The sequence below is a fragment of the Pandoraea terrae genome (genome assembly GCF_902459695.1).
Taxonomy (GTDB): domain Bacteria; phylum Pseudomonadota; class Gammaproteobacteria; order Burkholderiales; family Burkholderiaceae; genus Pandoraea; species Pandoraea terrae.
Genome location: NZ_CABPRZ010000007.1, coordinates 193,522 through 214,068, shown reverse-complemented (window position 1 = coordinate 214,068; position 20,547 = coordinate 193,522). Strand labels below are relative to the sequence as shown.

21 protein-coding genes and 1 pseudogene are annotated in these 20,547 nt (G+C 63.2%); 12 read left to right on the top strand and 10 right to left on the bottom strand.

Annotation, left to right across the window (positions count from 1 at the left end):
* Positions 1–32: 32 nt before the first annotated feature.
* Positions 33–296 (top strand): DUF2164 domain-containing protein, encoded by a 264-nt coding sequence (locus PTE30175_RS10785; protein WP_150697058.1) that lies wholly within the window; start codon positions 33–35, stop codon positions 294–296.
* Between the two features lie 60 nt (positions 297–356).
* On the opposite strand, the gene lysA is transcribed toward PTE30175_RS10785, so the two are convergent.
* The gene (lysA, locus tag PTE30175_RS10780) at positions 357–1,589 is read right to left on the bottom strand and encodes a diaminopimelate decarboxylase (protein WP_420819622.1); all 1,233 of its coding nucleotides are present in this window, start codon (positions 1,587–1,589) and stop codon (positions 357–359) included.
* A 97-nt stretch (positions 1,590–1,686) separates the two neighbouring features.
* Between lysA and PTE30175_RS10775 the strand changes: the two are divergent.
* Positions 1,687–2,420 (top strand): annotated as a pseudogene (locus PTE30175_RS10775) (LysR family transcriptional regulator).
* A 407-nt stretch (positions 2,421–2,827) separates the two neighbouring features.
* The gene (locus PTE30175_RS10770; RefSeq protein ID WP_191628977.1) at positions 2,828–3,175 is read left to right on the top strand and encodes a DUF2628 domain-containing protein; all 348 of its coding nucleotides are present in this window, start codon (positions 2,828–2,830) and stop codon (positions 3,173–3,175) included.
* A gap of 169 nt (positions 3,176–3,344) precedes the next feature.
* Here PTE30175_RS10770 and moaC read toward each other — a convergent pair whose 3' ends face one another.
* Positions 3,345–3,824 (bottom strand): cyclic pyranopterin monophosphate synthase MoaC, encoded by a 480-nt coding sequence (moaC, locus tag PTE30175_RS10765; RefSeq protein WP_150697056.1) that lies wholly within the window; start codon positions 3,822–3,824, stop codon positions 3,345–3,347.
* Between the two features lie 92 nt (positions 3,825–3,916).
* On the opposite strand from moaC, the gene PTE30175_RS10760 reads away from it, so the two are divergent.
* Positions 3,917–5,449 (top strand): M48 family metalloprotease, encoded by a 1,533-nt coding sequence (locus PTE30175_RS10760; protein ID WP_150697055.1) that lies wholly within the window; start codon positions 3,917–3,919, stop codon positions 5,447–5,449.
* A gap of 43 nt (positions 5,450–5,492) precedes the next feature.
* Here PTE30175_RS10760 and PTE30175_RS10755 read toward each other — a convergent pair whose 3' ends face one another.
* From PTE30175_RS10755 to PTE30175_RS10725, 7 genes are all read right to left on the bottom strand, one after another.
* A complete protein-coding gene (locus tag PTE30175_RS10755) occupies positions 5,493–6,884 on the bottom strand; it encodes an SLC13 family permease (protein WP_224788690.1) in 1,392 nt (463 codons plus the stop codon).
* Between the two features lie 242 nt (positions 6,885–7,126).
* Positions 7,127–7,756: a DUF2946 family protein gene (locus tag PTE30175_RS10750; protein ID WP_150697054.1), complete on the bottom strand. Its 630-nt coding sequence runs from the start codon at positions 7,754–7,756 to the stop codon at positions 7,127–7,129.
* Positions 7,749–8,804, bottom strand: coding sequence for a hydrolase (locus PTE30175_RS10745; protein WP_150697053.1), 1,056 nt, complete (start codon positions 8,802–8,804; stop codon positions 7,749–7,751). The genes PTE30175_RS10750 and PTE30175_RS10745 overlap by 8 nt, the downstream gene beginning before the upstream one ends.
* Positions 8,805–8,814: 10 nt before the next feature.
* Positions 8,815–9,270 carry a nuclear transport factor 2 family protein gene (locus tag PTE30175_RS10740; RefSeq protein WP_191628975.1) on the bottom strand — a complete coding sequence of 152 codons (456 nt, stop codon included), beginning with the start codon at positions 9,268–9,270 and terminating at the stop codon, positions 8,815–8,817.
* A 5-nt stretch (positions 9,271–9,275) separates the two neighbouring features.
* On the bottom strand, positions 9,276–10,301 hold the full coding sequence (gene waaF, locus PTE30175_RS10735) for a lipopolysaccharide heptosyltransferase II (RefSeq protein ID WP_150697051.1): 1,026 nt from the start codon (positions 10,299–10,301) through the stop codon (positions 9,276–9,278).
* Between the two features lie 48 nt (positions 10,302–10,349).
* Entirely contained in the window at positions 10,350–10,547 is a 198-nt protein-coding gene (locus PTE30175_RS10730; RefSeq protein ID WP_150697050.1) for a zinc-finger domain-containing protein, read from the bottom strand.
* 76 nt (positions 10,548–10,623) lie between these two features.
* Positions 10,624–11,547: a branched-chain amino acid transaminase gene (locus PTE30175_RS10725; RefSeq protein WP_150697049.1), complete on the bottom strand. Its 924-nt coding sequence runs from the start codon at positions 11,545–11,547 to the stop codon at positions 10,624–10,626.
* Positions 11,548–11,771: 224 nt separating this feature from the next.
* Here PTE30175_RS10725 and PTE30175_RS10720 point away from each other — a divergent pair, with 224 nt between their 5' ends.
* From PTE30175_RS10720 to fba, 5 genes are all read left to right on the top strand, one after another.
* Positions 11,772–12,530, top strand: a complete 759-nt coding sequence (locus PTE30175_RS10720; RefSeq protein ID WP_150697048.1) for an AzlC family ABC transporter permease — start codon at positions 11,772–11,774, stop codon at positions 12,528–12,530.
* Positions 12,527–12,850: an AzlD domain-containing protein gene (locus PTE30175_RS10715; protein ID WP_150697047.1), complete on the top strand. Its 324-nt coding sequence runs from the start codon at positions 12,527–12,529 to the stop codon at positions 12,848–12,850. Before PTE30175_RS10720 ends, PTE30175_RS10715 begins: the two co-directional genes overlap by 4 nt.
* 108 nt (positions 12,851–12,958) lie before the next feature.
* Positions 12,959–14,155 (top strand): phosphoglycerate kinase, encoded by a 1,197-nt coding sequence (locus PTE30175_RS10710; protein WP_150697046.1) that lies wholly within the window; start codon positions 12,959–12,961, stop codon positions 14,153–14,155.
* A 262-nt stretch (positions 14,156–14,417) separates the two neighbouring features.
* Positions 14,418–15,851 (top strand): pyruvate kinase, encoded by a 1,434-nt coding sequence (gene pyk / locus PTE30175_RS10705; protein WP_150697045.1) that lies wholly within the window; start codon positions 14,418–14,420, stop codon positions 15,849–15,851.
* Between the two features lie 114 nt (positions 15,852–15,965).
* The gene (gene fba, locus PTE30175_RS10700; protein WP_150697044.1) at positions 15,966–17,030 is read left to right on the top strand and encodes a class II fructose-bisphosphate aldolase; all 1,065 of its coding nucleotides are present in this window, start codon (positions 15,966–15,968) and stop codon (positions 17,028–17,030) included.
* A gap of 45 nt (positions 17,031–17,075) precedes the next feature.
* On the opposite strand, the gene PTE30175_RS10695 is transcribed toward fba, so the two are convergent.
* Positions 17,076–17,651: a SecDF P1 head subdomain-containing protein gene (locus PTE30175_RS10695; RefSeq protein WP_150697043.1), complete on the bottom strand. Its 576-nt coding sequence runs from the start codon at positions 17,649–17,651 to the stop codon at positions 17,076–17,078.
* Positions 17,652–17,877: 226 nt separating this feature from the next.
* Here PTE30175_RS10695 and PTE30175_RS10690 point away from each other — a divergent pair, with 226 nt between their 5' ends.
* The 3 genes from PTE30175_RS10690 (at position 17,878) to PTE30175_RS10680 (ending at position 20,547) form a co-directional block, all read left to right on the top strand.
* Positions 17,878–18,783, top strand: a complete 906-nt coding sequence (locus tag PTE30175_RS10690) for a phosphoribosylaminoimidazolesuccinocarboxamide synthase (protein WP_150697042.1) — start codon at positions 17,878–17,880, stop codon at positions 18,781–18,783.
* 11 nt (positions 18,784–18,794) lie between these two features.
* Positions 18,795–19,307, top strand: a complete 513-nt coding sequence (gene purE / locus PTE30175_RS10685) for a 5-(carboxyamino)imidazole ribonucleotide mutase (RefSeq protein ID WP_150697041.1) — start codon at positions 18,795–18,797, stop codon at positions 19,305–19,307.
* A 64-nt stretch (positions 19,308–19,371) separates the two neighbouring features.
* Positions 19,372–20,547, top strand: a complete 1,176-nt coding sequence (locus tag PTE30175_RS10680; protein WP_150697040.1) for a 5-(carboxyamino)imidazole ribonucleotide synthase — start codon at positions 19,372–19,374, stop codon at positions 20,545–20,547.

Sequence of the window (20,547 nt, the reverse complement as noted above, 5' to 3'; positions counted from 1 at the left end):
AACGGTCCCGTTTCTCAACGGCCAGTGACCTCATGACCATCGAAATTTCCAAAGAAGCCCGGGCGGATGCGATTGCTTCGATCCAGCGGTACTTCAAGACGAATATGGACGAGGAGATCGGCAATCTCCCGGCCGGCGCGCTTCTCGCGTTCTTTATCGAGGAAATCGGCCCGGTGATCTACAACAAGGCCGTCACCGACGTGCAGGCGAAGCTCGAACAACGGGTCGCCGAACTCGACGTCGAGGTCTATGAAAACGAATTCCAGTATTGGCGGAAGTCCTCGCGCACGCGTTAGTCGTCTGCGATTATGAATATCAACGCGTGTGGGAGACCGGTTCGGCGAGCGTGGGTATTTTCAGACCGTGTGCAGCTCGAGTGCGAGAAGGTCGGACATCGTTTGACGGCGGCGAATGAGCTTCAATTCACCCCCGTCAGTGAGAATCTCGGGTGACAAAGGTCGACTGTTATAGTTCGACGACATCGCCGCACCGTAGGCGCCGACATCATGGAACAGCAAAAGGTCGCCTACCCGTGGGCGAGGCAAGGTGTGACCTCGGATTGTTCCGTGCGCGTCGACCGTGAACACATCGCCGGCTTCGCATAGGGGCCCGGCGACGGCGATTTCGACCATTTCGTCGACAGGCGCTGATGATCCGTCGGATCGGATCAACGAGATGTCGTGATGGCAGCCATAGAACGCCGGGCGCATGAGATCGTTGAAGCCGGCGTCGACGAGGGCGAAGAGATGGCTCGGTGTCTGCTTCACCGCGTGGATCTCGCTCACCATCACGCCGGCTTGGCCGACCAAGTAACGGCCGGGCTCGATTTCCAGCGTAACGGCATGGCCGAGATGCGCCTCGATCTCGCGTCGCGCGGCGTCCCACATCGAAAAATAGTGGTTTGCATCGATTTCCGGATCGGTCTCCTCGTACGGAATTGATAGACCGCCGCCCGCTGAAACGGCCCTTATGTCGTGATCGAGCATCTTCGCCGCGTCGACCATCGCACCGCACACGCGGGACAGGTGAGCATAGTCGACGCCCGAGCCGATGTGCATATGCAGGCCGACCAGCTTGAGACCGGTGCGACGGACAATTTCCAGTGCGGCCGGCAGATCGGACAGCCAAAGCCCATGCTTGCTGTGTTCGCCGCCGGTGTTCGTCTTGTTGCTATGTCCTTGGCCGAAGCCCGGATTGGCGCGCAGCCAGACATTGTGCCCGGGCGCTGCACGACCGACGCGCTCGAGCATGTCTAGCGATCCCGCGTTGACCGCAATACCGAGTTCGATCACGGCAGCGAGGGTAGGCCCGTCGATCAAGTCTGCCGTAAAGACGATCTGTTCCGGCTTAAAGTCGGCTGCCAGAGCCCGCTCCAGCTCACCGAGGGAGACCGCGTCGATCGCAACGCCTTCGTCGCGCATCAACTTCAGAATGTGGGTGTTCGAGCACGCCTTCTGCGCATAGCGAATCACGTCGAACTGGCGCAGGCCAGCGATCTGACGACGGATGATGTCTGCGTCGTATAGCCAGAGCGGCGTCCCGAATTGTCTTGTAGCGTCGAGCAGTTTCTGCCGGGATATCGAGTTCACGGGACGATATGTCATCGGGAATCAACGGCTGCTATTAATTAATGTTGATTGTGATTCAGTAAAATGCTATTTGATTCGTACTCCATTCATTAATGATATGCGATTGTCAGTAATCACACACCGGCACGTCGAGGTCTTCCGCGCCGTGATACTGGCGGGGAGTGTGACCAAGGCCGCAGAGCTGCTGCGAACCTCCCAGCCAACCGTGAGCCGCGAGCTCGCCCGCGTCGAACAGATTTTCGGATTTTGCCTATTCGATCGTTCGTAGGGTCGGCTGAGGCGGACGCATTCCGCGTTGAGCCTTTATGAGGAGGTGACGCGAAGTTGCGTTGGGTTGGAGCGAATCAACGCTTGCGTGATGAGCCTGAGGCGGCGGGAAGGCACCGAACTGTCCGCGATTACGCTGCCGGTGTTTACACACTCGTTTTCGACAGACATGCGTACGTTAGCTTCCCAGCCACCGATCCATACCGGGTACAGATCGACTCGGCATTTGCGGCGATGGGCGTCAAGCGGCGTATGGTCGCGGAGACTGCCAGCGCTGTTTCGGTTTGCAATATGGTGCGCAACGGGCTGGGGGTTACTATCATCAATCCGCTTACCGCACTCGATTTCGAAGGGCGCAATCTGCACATTCGCTCGTTGTCCATTTCCTGTTCGTTCAGGGTCTGCGTTGTCGTCCCTGAGCATCGGCCGACCAATCCGCTGTCTGAGCCGTTCATCCAAGCGCTGCGTAGCGAGGCCACGTCGGTCCAGGACAAGCTGGCGACATTGTTCAATGACAGGCGATCCGGAACCTCGCGGGGAGTTGTTGTCGCCGAGGAAAACTAAGCAGCGTTGCGTTTAGATCGAGGTCATTGCGTGCATCGTGTTCAAGTGCGCGCGCTTTCCGCGCGCCCGGTATTCAGACTACCGACTCGTTGACGGTGGCAAACTCGTTCTAGACAGCGCCCTTCGCAACTGGCAGACCAACGGGGTCGATGTTGCAGTCGATGCTAAGGAGGTTCTGCAGGGACTTCTCTGCATCGCGGCACAACAGTTACGCCGCGACCTGTTCCTTGAGCCACTCATGGAATGACAGAATCGCCGCCTGCAGCAGCAATGCCGCCATGGGCGGTGCGCAAACCTCAGTATCGGCAGCAGCCCAACCTGATTTATGTTGATGATCGCTTGAGTTCCGTTTGCGCAAGTGTAGAATTCCGAGAGAATTGCACTCATAACAACGCTACGGGGGTTTTATGGCTCACTCGACCATAGTATTCAAACATCCAACGTTTGGTACCATCAAGAACACGCCAGTCGGGTTTTCCTGGACGACTGCCTTGTTCGGATTTTTTCCAGCCCTCTTTCGTGGGGACTTCAAGTGGGCCGCAATTATCTTCGGTGTCACTTGTGGTGTCTCGTTAGTGACGATGGGGTTCGGTGCCTTTGTCTGTTGGATAGTCTTTGGCCTGATGTACAACAAGATGTATATCCGGGAGTTGGTGGCGAAGGGCTACGTGGTGGATCGAATCGAATCCAGATTTACCCTTGACCAACTTCAAGCTCAACTGGAAACGGTTCTCAAGCCTGCTCAAGCCGTTTGAAATCACTTCATCCGGTCAGGTCCGGGCGATCGAACGGAATTGGAAGCCAAGACAAAAGCCGCTTCGCTATCATCGAAGCGGCTTTTTCGTCTTGAATTCGAGGGGCTTTAGGCACGTGGCGGTGAGATAAGCATAAGCGTGATTCCAGAAACGCTTATAAAACAACCGCTCACTCCGCCGCGACCCAATCCCCCGACTTGCCGCCGTGCTTTTCCAGCACGCGCACGTTGGTCATCGTCATGCCGCGATCGACGGCCTTGCACATGTCGTAGATGGTGAGCAAGCCGACTTGCACGGCGGTCAACGCTTCCATCTCGACGCCGGTGCGTCCGATCGTTTCGACCTGCGCACGGCAATGCACGGCATTGGCGCTATCATCGACGAGAAACTCGACCGTCACGCGGGTGAGGGCGAGCGGATGGCACAGCGGGATCAGGTCGGCGGTGCGCTTCGCCCCCTGAATCGCGGCGATGCGCGCGATGCCGAGCACATCGCCTTTCTTGGCGGTGCCGCTGCGGATCAGCGCCAGCGTGGCGGGCTGCATGACGATGGTGCCGCGCGCGACAGCGATCCGGTGTGTGGAATCCTTGCCGCCGACGTCGACCATATGGGCCTGCCCGGCGTTATCGAAGTGAGTCAGTTCTGCCATGTGCGTATGCGTTGGGAACGCGTGGGGAACCCGCGTCGTTGACTGCTATCATAGCAGCAGCCATGACAGCCTCCCGATCCCGACCTTCGTCCATGCGTGCTCCCGTTCGCCGGCACTGGCGCCATGCCGTCGTCGCGTTGCTCATTCCTGCACTGCTCGCGCCGACGTTGGCGCCGCGCGCCGCATTCGCTCAGTCGCTGCCCTCCCTGGGGCAGTCGTCTGCGTCCGACTTGTCGCCCGCCACGGAGCGCCGGCTGGGCGAGCGTATCATGCGCGAAATCCGCGCCGACCCCGACTACCTTGCCGACCTGCTGCTCTCCGACTATATCAATATGCTCGGCGGACGGCTCGTGGCCGCCACGCGCAAGGCCGGCCTCGACGCGAGCCAGAGCTTTGAATTCTTCGTCGTGCGCGACGCGCGCGTCAACGCGTTCTCCTTGCCCGGCGGATTCATCGGCATCAATACCGGCCTGATCGTCACCACGCGCACGGAGTCGGAGCTGGCTTCAGTCGTCGGACACGAGACCGGACACGTCCTTCAGCATCACATCGCGCGCATGGTCGGCCAGTCGGGCCAGAATGCGTGGCTCGCGCTCGGCGGCATCCTGCTCGGCATTCTCGCCGGCGTCGGGGCGCGCAGCGCCGATCTGGGCTTGGGCATCGCAATGGGCGGGCAAGGGTTGGCCGTCGACCGGCAATTGCGCTTCTCGCGCGACGCCGAACGCGAAGCCGATCGCGTCGGCTTCCAATTGCTGCAGGCGGCCGGTTTCGATACCTACGGCATGCCGGCGTTTTTCGAGCGGCTGCAGCGCGCCGATTCGATCAACGAAGCGGGCGTGCCGGAGTATGTCCGGACCCACCCGCTTACGACCGAGCGTATCGCCGACATGCTCAACCGTGCGCGCAATACCGGCTATCGGCAGCCCGAGCAGTCGCATGAATATGCCTTCGTGCGGGCCCGCTCGCTGGTCCTGCAGCAGAAATCGGCGAGCGATTACGCGGAAATCGCGAACGCGATGCGCAGTCAGATCCGCACGCAGACCGCCGCGAGTGTGATGGGCGCGTGGTATGCGATCGCCTTGGCCGAGTACAAGCAGCAACATTGGGATGCCGCCCGCGAGGCCTTGACCCACGCACAGCAGGCCTTCGGCGGGAAGGGGCCGGGCACGCCGAGCCTCGTAGTGCTCGACTCGGATATCGCGCGCGCCAGCGGCCGCGCCGAGGACGCGTTGCGCCTCGCCCGCGCGGCCCGCGAGACCTTCCCGTTGTCGCAGGCGGCGGACATGGCATATGCGGATGCCCTCATTGCCAACCGGCGCGTTGCCGATGCCTCACAGTTCCTTCAACAGCAAGTGACGCGTTACCGCAGCGAACCGGTATGGTGGCGCGCCATGGCTGGCGCTTACGCCGCCGCGGGCAAACGCGCAAAGCAGCATGAAGCACTTGCGGAACAATACGCCCTGCAGGGGCAGTGGATGGCGGCCGTCAGCCAACTGAAAATGGCGCGGGCCGCAGGCGACGCCGATTTCTATGAGCTGTCGACGATCGACGCGCGCCTGCATGAGTTCGAGCGCCGCTACAAGGAAGATAAGGAAGAGCAGAAGGAACTGAAGCAGTTCGGGTGAGCGCCAGCGTCCGCTACCGGGTGCCGGCGCTCATCGGCGCTCATCAGCGCCAGACAATCCACGCAAACGACGTCAGGACGATCAGGCTCAGCACGTTCAGGCGAAGCCCCACGCGGATCATGTCGGACTGGCGGATGCGCCCGGTGCCGAATACGATGGCATTCGGCGGCGTCGCCACAGGCAGCATGAACGCGCACGATGCGCCGACGGCGATCACCGAGGTCAACAACATGACCGACATGCCCATGGACTGGGCGACCGAGGCGAAGATCGGTATCAGCAGCGCGGCGCTCGCTGTGTTGCTCGTGAACTCGGTCAGGAAGATAACGAACGCTGCGCTGGCCAGCACGACCAGGAGCGCGTGGTCTTGGCCGACGAGCGATGTGACGCCGTGCGACATGATCTCGCTGGCGCCCGAGCTGCGCAGCACGATGCTCAAGGTCAACCCGCCGCCGAACAGCATCAGCACGCCCCAATCGGTGCCGCGCTGAATCTGCGACCAGTTGGCAACGCCGCTCACGCCGATCGCCACTGCCGCCGACACGGCAATCAGGGCGTCAAGCTGCTTGACCCCGCCCAAAAGTGCGCTGATGGGTTGACTGAAAATCCAGCAAATCACCGTTGCCAGGAAAATCGCCAGCGTACCCACACGTGCCCGATTCCATGGAACAGGCTCGGCGTCCAGGGCAAAGCGTTCGTTGAGTCGCGGGCGCAGTTGCAGATACATCACCGCAATGGCGGACACCAGCAGCGTCAGGGCCAGCGGTGCGCCGAACGCGAACCATGTCATGAAATCGATGCCCAGGTGCGCCGCCGCGATCGCGTTCGGCGCGCTTCCGACTACGGTGCCGAGACCGCCAATATTGGCGCTGAACGCCACGCCAAGCAGCACGAAGACGTGGGTGCTGCGGTGCCTCTCGGGGTCGATCTTCGACAGGATACCCAGCGCCAAAGGCAGCACCATGGCGGTCGTCGACGTGTTGTTGACCCACATCGACAGCAGCGCCGTGCCGCCGAACAGGATCAACGATGCCCAGCCAAGATGTCCGCGCGCCAACGAGAGCAAGCCGTTGGCAAGCAGTTTGTCGAGTCCCTGGGCCTGCAAGGCAACCGCCAGGGCGAATCCGCCAAAAAACAGGAAAATGATCGGATTGGCGAACGATGCCAATGCGTTCGTGGTGTCAAGCAGGCCGAGCCCAACGGCAAGCAAGGGCACAAGCAGGGCCGTTAGCGTCGTATGAATGGCCTCGGTCAGCCACAGCACGCCGATGAACGCCATCAGGGCGAGGCCCCGGTTGGCTTTTTCGTCGAACGGTAACAGGTTCATGCACAATACCAGCAACGCGATGTCGGCAATCACGATGAGGATATTGCGCCGCAATGTCGGCATGGCTCGCGAAACAATATCGAGAGCGAGGGTGGGGGGCGTGGTCATGAGCTTGTCTCCGGCGCAACCTTCTGGTTTCGGACACAAACGCTATGACCGCAGTCGCTCGTGTTGTCTCACTTCCCACGCCAAATGCGCGAACGCCGAGTTTCCTGCGATACGCATAGTGCGTGTCCGTACGGATTTGCAGCCTAATATGAGACGCACGCCATGGGCCCCATTGCCCCACGATTTTGGGATAAATCTGAGTTTTTGTCGGAGGGTTGCCGGCGGCGGCCGGGTGTGCGATTTCAGTCGGCGCCAGGGGCTGCTGGCGTGCGGACGAAGCCGTATGCCGACGGCAGTGAATCACTGTGCACCGTAGCGAACGCGAGCGATTCGCCGTTGCGCCAATGCAGACGCACCGCGCCTTTGGCATCCGCCGTGTCGTCGGCCGTCTGCGCCAGTTCAGCGGCTTGTTCGAGATCTGTCACCGCTGTCAGCAAATCCAGATCGTGATCGTGCAGCAGCGCGATCGGCGCATTGCCGCCGCGGTCCGGCGTCGGCCCGACAAATGCCACGTTGCCGTTTTCGTCGAGCAGACATGCTTGCGCCGCGAACACGTTGCCGAGCTGGTCTGTCAGCGACGCGCCAGTGGCATCGTCCCAGTGCAGGCGGACGATGAACGGCGCATACGCCAACGACACATACACGCGTTGCGGTCCGTTCTGAAAATACCAGCGGCCTTCGTCATCGCTCAAATAGTTGCGGGCGATGAACGCAATCAGCGCGGCGTGACGGATCGGATCGCCGAGCGCACCGGACGCTTGCGCCGCTTCATCGCGCATGCGCCACTGACCGCGCCGGTCGAGCGAGAGCCAGCCGTAGCAATGCGGCACGTTGGGCCATTTGGCCATTGCCTGTCGAACGATCTCATCCATGGTGCAGGAAACTCGCAAAGTAATCGAGAACAGTATGCGGCATCCATGTCATCCCGCCCGGGAACGGTGCGGTCATGAATCCGACATGGCCACCGTGCCGGGGCTGCAGGAGCGTGATATGACGGCCGACGTCGCGCGGCCCCGGCAACGCGCCGGCCGGCATGAACGGATCGTTGCGCGCGTTGAGCATCAGTGTCGGCACGGCGATGGCCGGCAGGATCGGTTTGCTCGAGGCGCGCGTGTAGTAGTCGACTGCATCGTCGAAGCCGTGCAGCGGTGCGGTCACGACATCGTCGAAGTCGCGCAGATCGCGTGCCGCGAGCATGGCCTTTCGGTCGAACAGGTCGGGAAACTGATCGAGCTTGGCGAGCGATTTCCGCTTGAGCGTCGCCAGGAAGTTGCGCGTGTAGATCATGTTGAAGCCCCGCGAAAGGGCGCGGCCGCCCGCACGCAGGTCGACCGGCGCAGATACCGCGCAGGCAGCGCTTACCACGCTGGCGGCGTCTTCACGATGTTCGCCGAGCCAGCGAAGCAGCACGTTGCCGCCGAGCGAAACACCTGCGGCCAGTATCGGTCCGGCGGTCTGCGCGCGCAAGCGGCGCAATACCCAGTCGGCCTCGGCGCTGTCGCCCGAATGATAGAAACGCGGGGCGCGGTTCGGTGTCCCGCCGCAACCGCGGAAATGAGGAATCACCCCGCGCCAGCCACGCGCGGTGACGGCATGCATGAGCGCGCGCGCATAGTGGCTGCCGGAACTGCCTTCGAGGCCATGAAACAGCACGACGAGCGGCGCCTCGAGCGCGGCCGCGACATCGGACGCCGACGCGTGGCCGGACGGCGCGCTTGCGCCCGGGGTGGATGACGGTGGCGCAACGGTCCAGTCGACGTCAATGACGTCGCCGTCGGGCGTGTCCCAGATCTCCCGGCGGAATTCGACATGCGGCCGCCGCCCGAAGAGGGCGGGATAGATCGTCTGGCTATGGCCGTCGGGCAGCCAGTGCGGCGCACGGTAGTCCTGCGCCGTGAACCCGGGTGGCCGCGCTGTCATGGCGAACAGCTCAGTGCAGGCCGTCCGAGCGGGCGTGCATCGTCACGCTGAACTGCTCGACCGCCTGGGGCGGCAGCGGGCTCGAGTGGATGTGCGCAAAGCGCCAGTCGCCCTGCTCATGGACGAGCACGTACGTCGTGTGAATCAACTGCGCCGTCGTGCGGGACGCGTCGCTGTTGCCCGCGCGCATGGCCTCGGTGGCCGTGTGCACGACAGTGCCGACTGTGTCGTACTCGGTCGTGCCGAGCGAATCGATCAACACGACACTCTCGGCGAACTGTGTCGTCAGGCCGTTACGAATCTGTTCCAGGCCGTCCCAGCGGGTGCCGTCAGGACGGATATAGCTGACGAAATCCTCGTTCGCCCACAGCGCCATGGCACGGTCGGTCTGCCCCATGCGCAGCGCATCGTAAAAGGCCGCGATGGTTTCGCTGGCGGCGTCGAACAGGCGGACAAAGCGTGGCATGGCGGTTACCGTTGCGTCAGGAGAATATTGCGCAGATTCGCGAAAACGTGCTCGGGCGTCAGCTCTTTCAGGCAGCGAGTGTGTCCCAGCGGACATTCTCGCGCAAAACAGGGGCTGCACTCCAATTGTAACCACAGCACGTGTGCGGCATCGTTGAGCGGCGGCGTGTGGCGCGGATCGGACGAACCGAACAGCGCGATCTGCGGCCGGCGCAGGGCGGCGCTCACGTGCATCAGTCCCGAATCGTTGCTGACCACGGCGTTGGCGCGGGCGAGCAATGCGCAGCACTCCGCGAGCGATGTTTGCCCGCAGAGATTACGAACGAATGGGGCTTCGGCCGCGATCTGCTGCGCCAGGGCGCTGTCCTTGCCCGAGCCGAGCGCGACAATCTGGGCGTACGGGAACGAGCGCCGCACCAGTTGGGCCAATGCGGCGAAATGACCGGGCGGCCAGCGCTTGGCGGGCCCGAATTCCGCACCGGGGCAGAAAGCGACGAGCGGCACGCGCAAATCCAGGCCAAATCGCTGGAATACGCGAGCGGATTCGTTCAGATCGGTTTCGATGCGCGGCGTTGGCAGCGTTTCCGGCAGCTTGGCGCCGGGCGCGAACGCCAGCGCCGCGTAGTGACGCACCATCGGCGGGCGCTCGTCCTTGGCCGGATTGCCATGACGGACGTTGAGCAGGCCGTAGCGCTGCTCGCCCTTGTAGCCGATACGCAGCGGAATACGCGCGAGCCACGGAATCAGTGCCGACTTCAGTGAATTGGGCAGGACATAGGCCGCGTCGTACCCTTCGTCGGCCAGCACGCTCGCGAGCTGATACCGCGCGAGTGGCTGCAACTTGCCGTGCGCGAGGTCGGTTGCGACAACGCGTGAGATTTCCGGCATGCGCTCCAGCACAGGCGCGACCCAGCTCGGCGCGATTGCGTCGATCGTCAAACGCGGATGCAAACGCTTGAGCAGGGTAAACAGCGGCTGCGCCATGAGCGCGTCCCCAATCCAGTTGGGGGCGATCACCAAGGCTTTATGCATCGTGTCGGCAGGCCTTTGCAGACAAACGGGGTCGTGCGCGAAGACGGATCAATGGTGGCCTTTCAGAACCACGCCGGCTTTCAGGCGGTAACGCGTGCCGCAATACGGGCAGGCGGCTTCGCCATGGGTGACGTCGATAAACACGCGCGGATGGGCGCTCCACGCTTCCATCCGGGGATTCGGGCAATGCACGGGCAGATCTTCGGCGCCGACTTCAACGATCGGCATTTCTTTGACTTCGCTCATGGGGTCCTCAAAAGACAGACGGCAAGGCACCCTGCCGAGCGCTGTCTCAACGACGGCGCCGGCAGGCGTGCGTGGCTTAGACCTGGGTCAGCCAGTGTTTGTATTTCGGGTCTTTGCCCGAGACCACGTTGAAGAACGCGGTTTGCAGCTTTTCGGTGATCGGACCGCGGCGGCCGATGCCGATGGCGCGGTTGTCGAGTTCACGGATCGGCGTGACTTCGGCGGCCGTGCCGGTGAAGAACGCCTCGTCGGCCGTATAAACTTCGTCGCGCGTGATGCGCTTCTCGATCACTTCGATGCCCGCGTCCTTCGCCAGCGTGATCACGGTGTCGCGCGTGATGCCGTCGAGGCACGATGACAGGTCCGGCGTGTACAGCTTGCCGTTGTTGACCAGGAAGAAGTTCTCGCCCGAGCCTTCCGAGACATAGCCGTCGACATCAAGCAGCAGCGCTTCGTCGTAGCCGTCGGTGGTGGCTTCCTGGTTGGCCAGGATCGAGTTGACGTACCAGCCCGACGCCTTCGCGCGCACCATCGACACGTTGACGTGGTGACGCGTAAACGACGACGTTTTCACGCGAATGCCCTTCGTGATGCCTTCTTCGCCCAGATACGCGCCCCATGGCCATGCGGCGATGGCGACGTGGATCGTGTTGCCCTTGGCCGAAACGCCGAGCTTCTCGGAGCCGACCCAGATGATCGGGCGCAGGTAGCACGATTCCAGGTTGTTCTCGCGCACGACTTCGCGTTGCGCGTTAAACAGCGTTTCATGGTCGAACGGGACTTCCATCTGGAAAATCTTGGCCGAGTTCAGCAGGCGCTTCGTATGTTCCTTCAGTCGGAAGATCGCGGTCTCGCCATCGTCGGTCTTGTAGGCGCGCACGCCCTCGAACACGCCCATGCCGTAGTGCAGGGTGTGGGTGAGCACGTGGATGTTCGCAGCTCGCCAGTCGATGAGCTTGCCGTCCATCCAGATTTTGCCGTCGCGATCGGCCATTGACATGATGTTCTCCAGAAGCAGGGGGCGAATGCCTAAAACCGCTATTGTAAAACAGCCGCCCCGTCCGGGCGCGCCCGCGCGTTGCATAAACGCACGAATTGGCTGTTTAAGCGCCCGTTTACTTTGGCTATAATGGTTCGCCGGCCGCCCGTATTCCCATTATTGCGAGACACAGACCCCCGGCAGCGCGCGACGCCGGGGCGGCCAGCGCGCGCCGGACGCCCCCTATGCCCAAGTTACGCTTGCCTGCCGCCGACCGAGAGGGTTTCGCGGCGGGATTTCGTCTTATTTCGCCGCTGTTGCCGGCGATCTTCTCCTGGGGGCTGGTCACGGGCGTTGCCATGAGCAAGTCCATCCTGACCGTGCCGCAGGCCATCGGGATGTCGCTGATGGTCTACGCGGGCTCGGCCCAACTGGCTTCGCTGCCGCTTTTTGCCGCCAAACTGCCGCTCTGGACCATCCTGCTGACAGTATTCATCATCAATCTGCGCTTCGTCATCTTCAGCGCCGCGTTGCAGCCGCACTTCGCCTATTTGCCGCTCTGGCGCCGCATCGTGCTTGGCTTCCTCAACGGCGATCTCGGTTTCGTCATATTCATGGGGCAGAGCTACCCCACCGGCTTCGTGCCCGGCAAGGAGGCGACCTATTACGGCATCGCCGTCAGCAACTGGATGGTCTGGCAGGTGTCCTCGATCCTTGGCATCCTGCTCGGCGCGCTGGTGCCCGACAATTGGGGCCTGGCTTTCGCCGGCACCCTCGCGCTGATCCCGATGATGGTCCACACGATCTCCAGCCGCTCGATGGCGCTCGCGGTCGTGCTGGCATCGGTCATCGGCGTGCTCGCCTTCGACTTGCCGTACCGCGTCAATCTGGTGCTCGGCGTGTTCGCCGCGCTCGCCGCCGGCATGGTGGCCGACGAACTCACCAGCCGATATGGCCAGCGCAAAGCGGGCAAATCGGTCACGGCCAGGGAGGGCGGGCAATGAGTGCATGGATGATTTGGGGCGCCATTGTCGCCATGACCGTCGTGACGATTTTCACGCGCACTTTCTTCCTGCTCGCCGGCGAGCGCGTATCGCTGCCGCATCGGCTGCAACGGGCCTTGCGGTACGCCCCCGCGGCGGCGCTGGCCGTCATCGTCGTGCCCGAAGTGGTGCTGCTCGACCATCAGTTCGTGCTGCACCTTGGCAATCCCAAGCTCGCAGCCGCGCTGGCCGCCACCGGCTGGTTCGTGTGGCGGCGCAGCATGGTGGGCATGATCGTCGTCGGCATGGCGGTCTACACCTTGGGAAGACTGTTTTTCTAACGGCTCCGGCGGGTGGCCGCAGGGTCCGAATGCCGCGAATTGGGCCTTTGTCATGACGGATCGGTTAAAATGGACGTCTTTCCCCACCATCTTCTTATTCGGATTCTCATGGCTTCCGTCGTTCGTCTCACCGATTTGATCGCCCAAGGCAAGATTGCCGGCAAACGCGTCTTTATTCGCGCCGATTTGAACGTGCCGCAGGATGATCAGGGGCGCATCACGGAAGACACGCGCATCCGCGCCTCGGTGCCCGCCATCGAGATGTGCCTGAAGGCTGGCGCGGCCGTCATGGTCACGTCGCACCTGGGCCGTCCGACCGAAGGCGAATTCAAGCCTGCCGACTCGCTGGCGCCGGTCGCCGCGCGCCTGTCCGAACTGCTCGGCCGCGACGTCAAACTGATCGCGGACTGGGTCGACGGGGGCTTCGCCGTGGCGCCGGGCGATGTCGTCCTGCTGGAAAACTGCCGCGTCAACAAGGGCGAGAAGAAGAACAGCGACGAACTGGCCCAAAAGATGGCCAAGCTGTGCGACGTCTACGTCAACGACGCGTTTGGCACCGCCCACCGCGCCGAAGCCACGACCCACGGTATCGCCAGGTACGCGCCGGCGGCGTGCGCGGGCCCGCTCCTGGCCGCTGAACTTGACGCGCTGGGCAAGGCGCTGGGCCAGCCGGCACGTCCTCTGGTGGCCATCGTGGCCGGCTCGAAGGTCTCGACCAAGCTCACCATCCTCAAATCGCTGGCCGACAAGGTCGACCAGTTGATCGTCGGCGGCGGCATTGCCAACACATTCATGCTTGCGGCCGGCCTGCCGATCGGCAAGTCGCTCGCCGAAGCTGACCTGGTCGGCGAGGCTCGGGCGATCATCGACGCAATGGCGGCGCGCGGCGCTTCCGTGCCGATCCCGGCGGACGTCGTCTGCGCCAAGGGATTCAGCGCCACGGCGGCCGCGACCGTCAAGCCGGCGACCGACGTCGAGGCCGACGACATGATTCTCGACATCGGCCCGCAAACGGCCGCCAAGCTCGCCGACCAACTCGGCCAGGCCGGCACGATCGTCTGGAACGGCCCGGTTGGCGTGTTCGAATTCGACCAGTTCGGTCACGGTACCGAAACGCTGGCGCGCGCAATTGCGAGCGCCAAGGCGTTCTCGATCGCCGGCGGCGGCGACACCCTGGCGGCGATTGCCAAGTACGGGATCGCGGATCAGGTCAGCTATATCTCGACCGGTGGCGGCGCTTTCCTGGAATTCCTGGAAGGCAAGACCTTGCCCGCCGTCGAAGTGTTGCAACAGCGCGGCGCGTAATACGGCTCGCCGGGCCCGGTGGAGCGGGGCAGGGAATCATCGGTTCGAAGCACGGCTGCAAGCGCGGTTCGATGCGGGTTCGATGAGGGGTTTGACGCAGTTTGTTGCGGTTTATTGCGAACGTTTGAGATGGAATCGAACGATTTCGTAAGGACAATACGAACTTTTTGGTTAACCTGCCGCCGCTTAAAAAGAGTACAACCATCTAACAGCCAAGATTGTCATTGCGCTGCTACCAAAAGAGGATGATGCGATGGATGTAATGAACCGCTCCACCAAGATCGTGGCCACGATCGGGCCGGCTTCGAGCACGCCGGAAGTGCTCTCGCGCATGATTGCCGCAGGCGTGGACGTCGTGCGGCTGAACTTCTCGCACGGGAAGGCGCAGGATCATATCGAGCGCGCTGAAATGGTACGCGCGGCTGCGCGCGCCGCAGGCCGCGAAGTGGCCATCATGGCTGACCTGCAAGGCCCGAAGATCCGCGTCGGCAAGTTCGAAAACGGCAAGACGGTCCTCGTCCAGGGGGCGCAGTTCATTCTCGACGCCGATTGCGAAATGGGCAACGACGAACGTGTCGGTCTCGACTATAAGGAGTTGCCGCGCGATCTGTCCGCGGGCGACGTCCTGTTGTTGAACGACGGCTTGATTGTGCTGGTCGTCGACCGTGTGTTCGGCAACGAGATCTTCACGACGGTGCGCGTCGGCGGCGATCTGTCGAACAACAAGGGCATCAACCGCCAGGGCGGCGGCCTGACGGCGCCGGCATTGACGGCCAAGGACATGGAAGACATCAAGACGGCGATGGCGCTGGGCGCCGACTATGTCGCCGTCTCGTTCCCGAAGAACGCCACCGACATGGAAATGGCGCGCCGCCTGGCCAACGTCGCGGGCGAGCCGTATGGCATCAAGCCGCGCATGATCGCCAAGATCGAGCGTGCCGAGGCGATCCCGGCGCTCGAGGAGATCCTGAGCGCGTCGGACGCGATCATGGTCGCCCGGGGCGATCTGGCCATCGAAGTGGGCAATGCCGCCGTGCCGGCCCTGCAAAAGCGAATGATTCGTCTTGCGCGCGAGATGAACAAGCTGACGATCACCGCCACGCAGATGATGGAATCGATGATCCACAATCCGGTGCCGACCCGCGCCGAGGTGTCGGACGTCGCCAACGCGGTGCTCGACGGTACCGACGCGGTGATGCTGTCGGCCGAAAGCGCGGCGGGCAAGTATCCGGTGGAGACCATCGAGACCATGGCCACGATCTGTATCGAGGCCGAAAAGTCCGAGCAGGTGGAACTCGATCGCGATTGGCTCGACCAAACTTTTACGCGAATCGATCAGACGATTGCCGCCGGCGCACTGTTTACCGCGTATCATTTGCGCGCCAAAGCCATCGTGGCGCTGACCGAATCGGGCGCGACCGCGTTGTGGCTGTCCCGCCACAAGATTCACGTGCCGATTTTTGCGCTGACTTCGCAAGAGAGCAGTCACCGCACCATGGCGCTGTACCGCAACGTGTGGGCCATGCGGGCCGATGCGAGTGGCGACCGTGACCAGGCGCTCAAGCAGGCCGAGCAACTGTTGCTCTCCAAGGGCGTGGTCAAGCGTGGCGACACCATTGTGCTGACGGTGGGCGAGCCGATGGGCCAGCCCGGCGGCACCAACACGTTGAAAATCGTCCAGGTGGGCCTGGCATGACGGCATGGCCGGGCGTGGCGGCGCGAAAGCGTCCGCCGCGCGGCAGCGTTGTCGAATGCGCAGGGCACGTCTGGCGGACGAAAGATTGTTTTATTTGACTCCAAGGAGAACGACATGCCCCTAGTATCGATGCGTCAGCTGCTCGACCACGCCGCCGAAAACGGCTACGGTCTGCCGGCCTTCAACGTCAACAACCTGGAACAAGTCTCGGCGATCATGGCGGCGGCCGACGAAGTCGGTGCGCCGGTCATCATGCAGGCATCGGCCGGCGCCCGCAAGTATGCGGGCGAGGCGTTCCTGCGCCATCTGATCGAAGCGGCCGTCGAGGCGTATCCGCATATTCCCGTCGTGATGCACCAGGATCACGGCCAGTCGCCCGCTGTGTGCATGGCCGCCATCAAGAGCGGTTTCACCAGTGTGATGATGGACGGCTCGCTTGAGGAAGACGGCAAGTCTGTCGCCAGCTACGAATACAACGTTGCCGTCTCGAAGAAGGTTGTCGAGCTCTCCCATTACATCGGCGTGACCGTGGAAGCCGAACTCGGCGTGCTCGGTTCGCTCGAAACGATGAAGGGCGACAAGGAAGACGGTCACGGTGCCGACGGCACCATGACGCGCGAGCAACTGCTGACCGATCCGGACCAGGCCGCCGACTTCGTCAAGCAAACCCAATGCGACGCTTTGGCCATTGCCATCGGCACCTCGCACGGCGCGTACAAGTTCAGCCGCAAGCCGACCGGCGACATCCTCGCCATTGAGCGTATCAAGGAAATTCACCGCCGCATTCCGAACACCCACCTGGTGATGCACGGCTCGTCGTCCGTGCCGCAAGAACTGCTGGAGGAAATCCGCCAGTTCGGTGGCGACATGAAGGAAACCTACGGCGTGCCGGTCGAGGAAATCCAGGAAGGCATCAAGCACGGCGTGCGCAAGATCAACATCGACACGGACATTCGTCTGGCAATGACCGGCGCGATCCGTCGCTATCTGTTCGAAAATCCGGGCAAGTTCGACCCACGCGACTATCTGAAGCCGGCCCGCGAAGCCGCCAGGCAAGTCTGCAAGGCGCGTTATCTGGCGTTCGGCTGCGAAGGCCAGGCTGCCAAAATCAAGCCGGTGCCGCTCGAGAAAATCGCTGAGAAGTACAAGAAGGGCGATCTGGCGCAGATCGTTCAGTAAACCCCGCAACCCCGCGCCGGCCCGCCCTGTCGGGCGCGGCGCCGGTTACGTCGAAGGCCCGGCCTTGGCCAGCACGCGCTGGAAAAGGAGCCGGGCTTTTTCTTTCGGCAGCGCCAATTCGAACTGCCCGCCGAGCTCGGAGCGGATCGTCGCCGTGGCGACATCCATGCCGTCGATGACGAGTGTCATTGCCCGGTTCATATTGTGACGCGAGAACTCCCGCATGCGCATCGACGCGTCTTCGCGCATGTCCAACTGCACATTGACGATCCCCTCGTTGACGGCTTCGTCCTTGGCATCAGGAAATTTCACGCCGATGTGCTCGATATCGCGAACGGCGTAGAGCGTGAAGCGCACCGGCTCGCGCGTGGCGTCGTTGTCGCCGTGCGCGGGCGGTGAGAGTACAGGCGGCGAAATCGGGGGCGGTTGTGACGGTTGCGGCATTTGCCAGGGGCCGGCCGCGAGCAGGGTGAGGTCTGTGTCGGCGGCCGCCGGCGAGGCGCCTGCGACGATGGCGGCGAGGCTCAGCCCGAGCTCGCAGGACAGTCGGGTCAAGGGACGGCGCGCCCACACGCAGGACAAGTCGGGCAAGCTGATTCGGCAAAATGGACGGATCGTCATGACGGACGCCTCCCTGCGCACTGTTGTTTGATTTTTGATTTGTTTGATTTCATTTTAGGGCCTGTTCCCGCGAATACCGTACTGGTAATGCCCAAGCGCGGACGGTATCCGTCGCGGAAAACACGATTTGCGTGCCCCGGACGCCCGCCGGCAGCACCGTTCGCTCGAAAGCGGCGGCGCGGCGGCGTATAATTCCCATTTTGCCCTCTAACCAACGGGTCTCGCCGTGACTACCCCCGCACTCTCCGCTCTGTACGAATCTTCCCTGAAAAGCTTGCCGCTGTTGTCGCGCGGCAAGGTGCGCGACAACTACGCGGTCGGCGACGACAAGCTGCTGATCCTGACGACGGACCGCCTGTCGGCGTTCGACGTCATCATTGGCGAGCCGATTCCGGGCAAGGGCCGGGTCCTGAACCAGATGGCCAATTTCTGGTTCGACAAGCTGGCGCACGTCGTGCCGAACCACTTGACGGGCGTTGCTCCCGAATCCGTGGTGGCGGCCGACGAAGTCGCCCAGGTGGCGGGCCGCGGCGTGGTGGTCAAGCGCCTGCAGCCGATCCTGGTCGAGGCGGTGGTGCGCGGTTACCTGGCCGGCAGCGGCTGGAAGGATTATCAGTCCACGGGCGCCGTGTGCGGCATCACCTTGCCGGCCGGTCTGCAGAATGCGCAACAACTCCCCGAGCCGATCTTCACGCCGGCGGCCAAGGCCGAGCTGGGCCAGCACGACGAGAACATCAGCTTCGACGACATGTGCAACCGGATCGGCCGCGAACTGGCCGAGCGCATCCGCGACATCAGCATCCGTCTGTACCGGGAAGCGGCGGCCTTTGCGGCCACCCGCGGCATCATCATCGCCGACACCAAGTTCGAATTCGGCCTCGACGACAACGGCACGCTCCATCTGATGGACGAAGCCCTGACCGCTGATTCCTCGCGCTTCTGGCCGGCCGATTCGTATGCCGTGGGCAGCAATCCGCCGTCGTTCGACAAGCAATTCGTGCGCGACTGGCTCGAGACGCAGGTGTGGGACAAGACCCCGCCGGCGCCGAAGCTGCCGGCCGTTGTCGTCGAGAAGACGGCTGCCAAGTACCGTGAGGCGCTCGAGCGCCTGACCGGCCAGCAACTGGCGTGAGCGGCCCGACCATGAGCGAAAAGAAACAGCAGCCCGTGCAAGTCGGCGTCGTGATGGGGTCCAACTCGGACTGGGACGTCATGAAGAACGCTGCGGCTGTCCTGCGCGAGTTCGGTGTTGCGTTCGAGGCGCAGGTTGTCTCGGCGCACCGCATGCCCGACGACATGTTCCGTTATGCCGAGGCCGCGCGTGAACGCGGTCTGGTGGCGATCATCGCGGGCGCAGGTGGCGCGGCCCATCTGCCCGGCATGATCGCGGCGAAAACGACCGTGCCGGTGCTGGGCGTGCCCGTTCCGAGCAAATACCTGCGCGGCGAAGACTCGCTGCATTCGATCGTTCAGATGCCGAAGGGCATTCCGGTGGCGACGTTTGCCATCGGCGAGGCCGGCGCTGCCAACGCGGCGCTGTTTGCGGTGGCGATGCTGGCAGTGGGCGATGCGGCCCTGGCCGACAAGCTCGCGGCCTTCCGTGCCCGCCAGACAGAAGCGGCGCGCGCCATGACGCTGCCGGACGACCAGAATTGATTCCCGCGCCGGAGGCCCGTTTGATGCGATGCGGGTCCCGGCCAGTCCCCTGATTACCAACACGATGAACACTGCACCCATTCTCCCCGGCAACTGGCTGGGCATGCTGGGCGGCGGCCAATTGGGCCGCATGTTTTGCTTCGCCGCCCAGTCGATGGGCTACAAGGTCTGTGTCCTCGATCCCGATCCGCGTTGTCCGGCAGGCGCCGTGGCCGACCGCCTGATCGTCGCCGATTATCGCGACGAAAAAGCGCTTTCGGAACTGGCGTCGCTGTGTCCGGCGGTGTCGACCGAGTTCGAGAACGTGCCGGCGCAGTCGCTCGACTTTCTCGCGCAGACGACCACGGTCAGCCCGGCGGGCCGTTGCGTGGCCATCGCGCAGGACCGGATCGCCGAGAAGCGCTTTATCGAAAGCTGCGGGGTGCCGGTCGCGCCCCACCTGGTCATTGCGTCGAACAACGCCATGGCGGCGCTCGACGATGCTGCCCTGTCGGCGGTGTTGCCCGGCATTCTGAAAACCGCGCGCCTTGGGTACGACGGCAAGGGGCAGGTTCGTGTGGCCACGACGGCCGAGGCGCGCAGTGCCTATGCCCAGCTGGGCGGCGTGCCGTGCGTGCTGGAAAAGCGCCTTGCGCTGGCCTTCGAGGTGTCGGTGCTGAGCGCGCGTGGCGCTGACGGGACTGTCGCGACCTACCCGCTGGCGCAGAATGTCCACGCCAACGGCATTCTCGCGACGACCACCGTGCCGGCGCCCGACGCGTCGCCTGCCTTGCAGGATGCCGCACGCACGGCCGCCGCCACGATCGCCGCGCGCATGGATTATGTGGGTGTGCTGTGCGTCGAGTTCTTCATCCTGCAGGACGGTTCGCTGATCGCCAACGAAATGGCGCCGCGCCCGCACAATAGCGGCCATTACACCATCGACGCCTGCGCCGCGAGCCAGTTCGAGCAGCAAGTGCGTGCCATGGCGCGCCTGCCTCTGGGCGAGGCACGCCAGCATTCGCCGGCGGTCATGCTGAATCTGCTCGGCGACGTGTGGTTCGACGGTGATACGCCACGCATGCCCGACTGGGCATCGGTGGTGGCGCTGCCGTCGGCGCGGCTGCACCTGTACGGCAAGGAAGATGCGCGCGTCGGCCGCAAGATGGGGCACATCACGTTTGCCGGCGCCACGCTCGACGAGGCACGCGACGCGACCGACGCTGCGGCGAAGTTCCTCAATATCTCTCTCGACGACTGA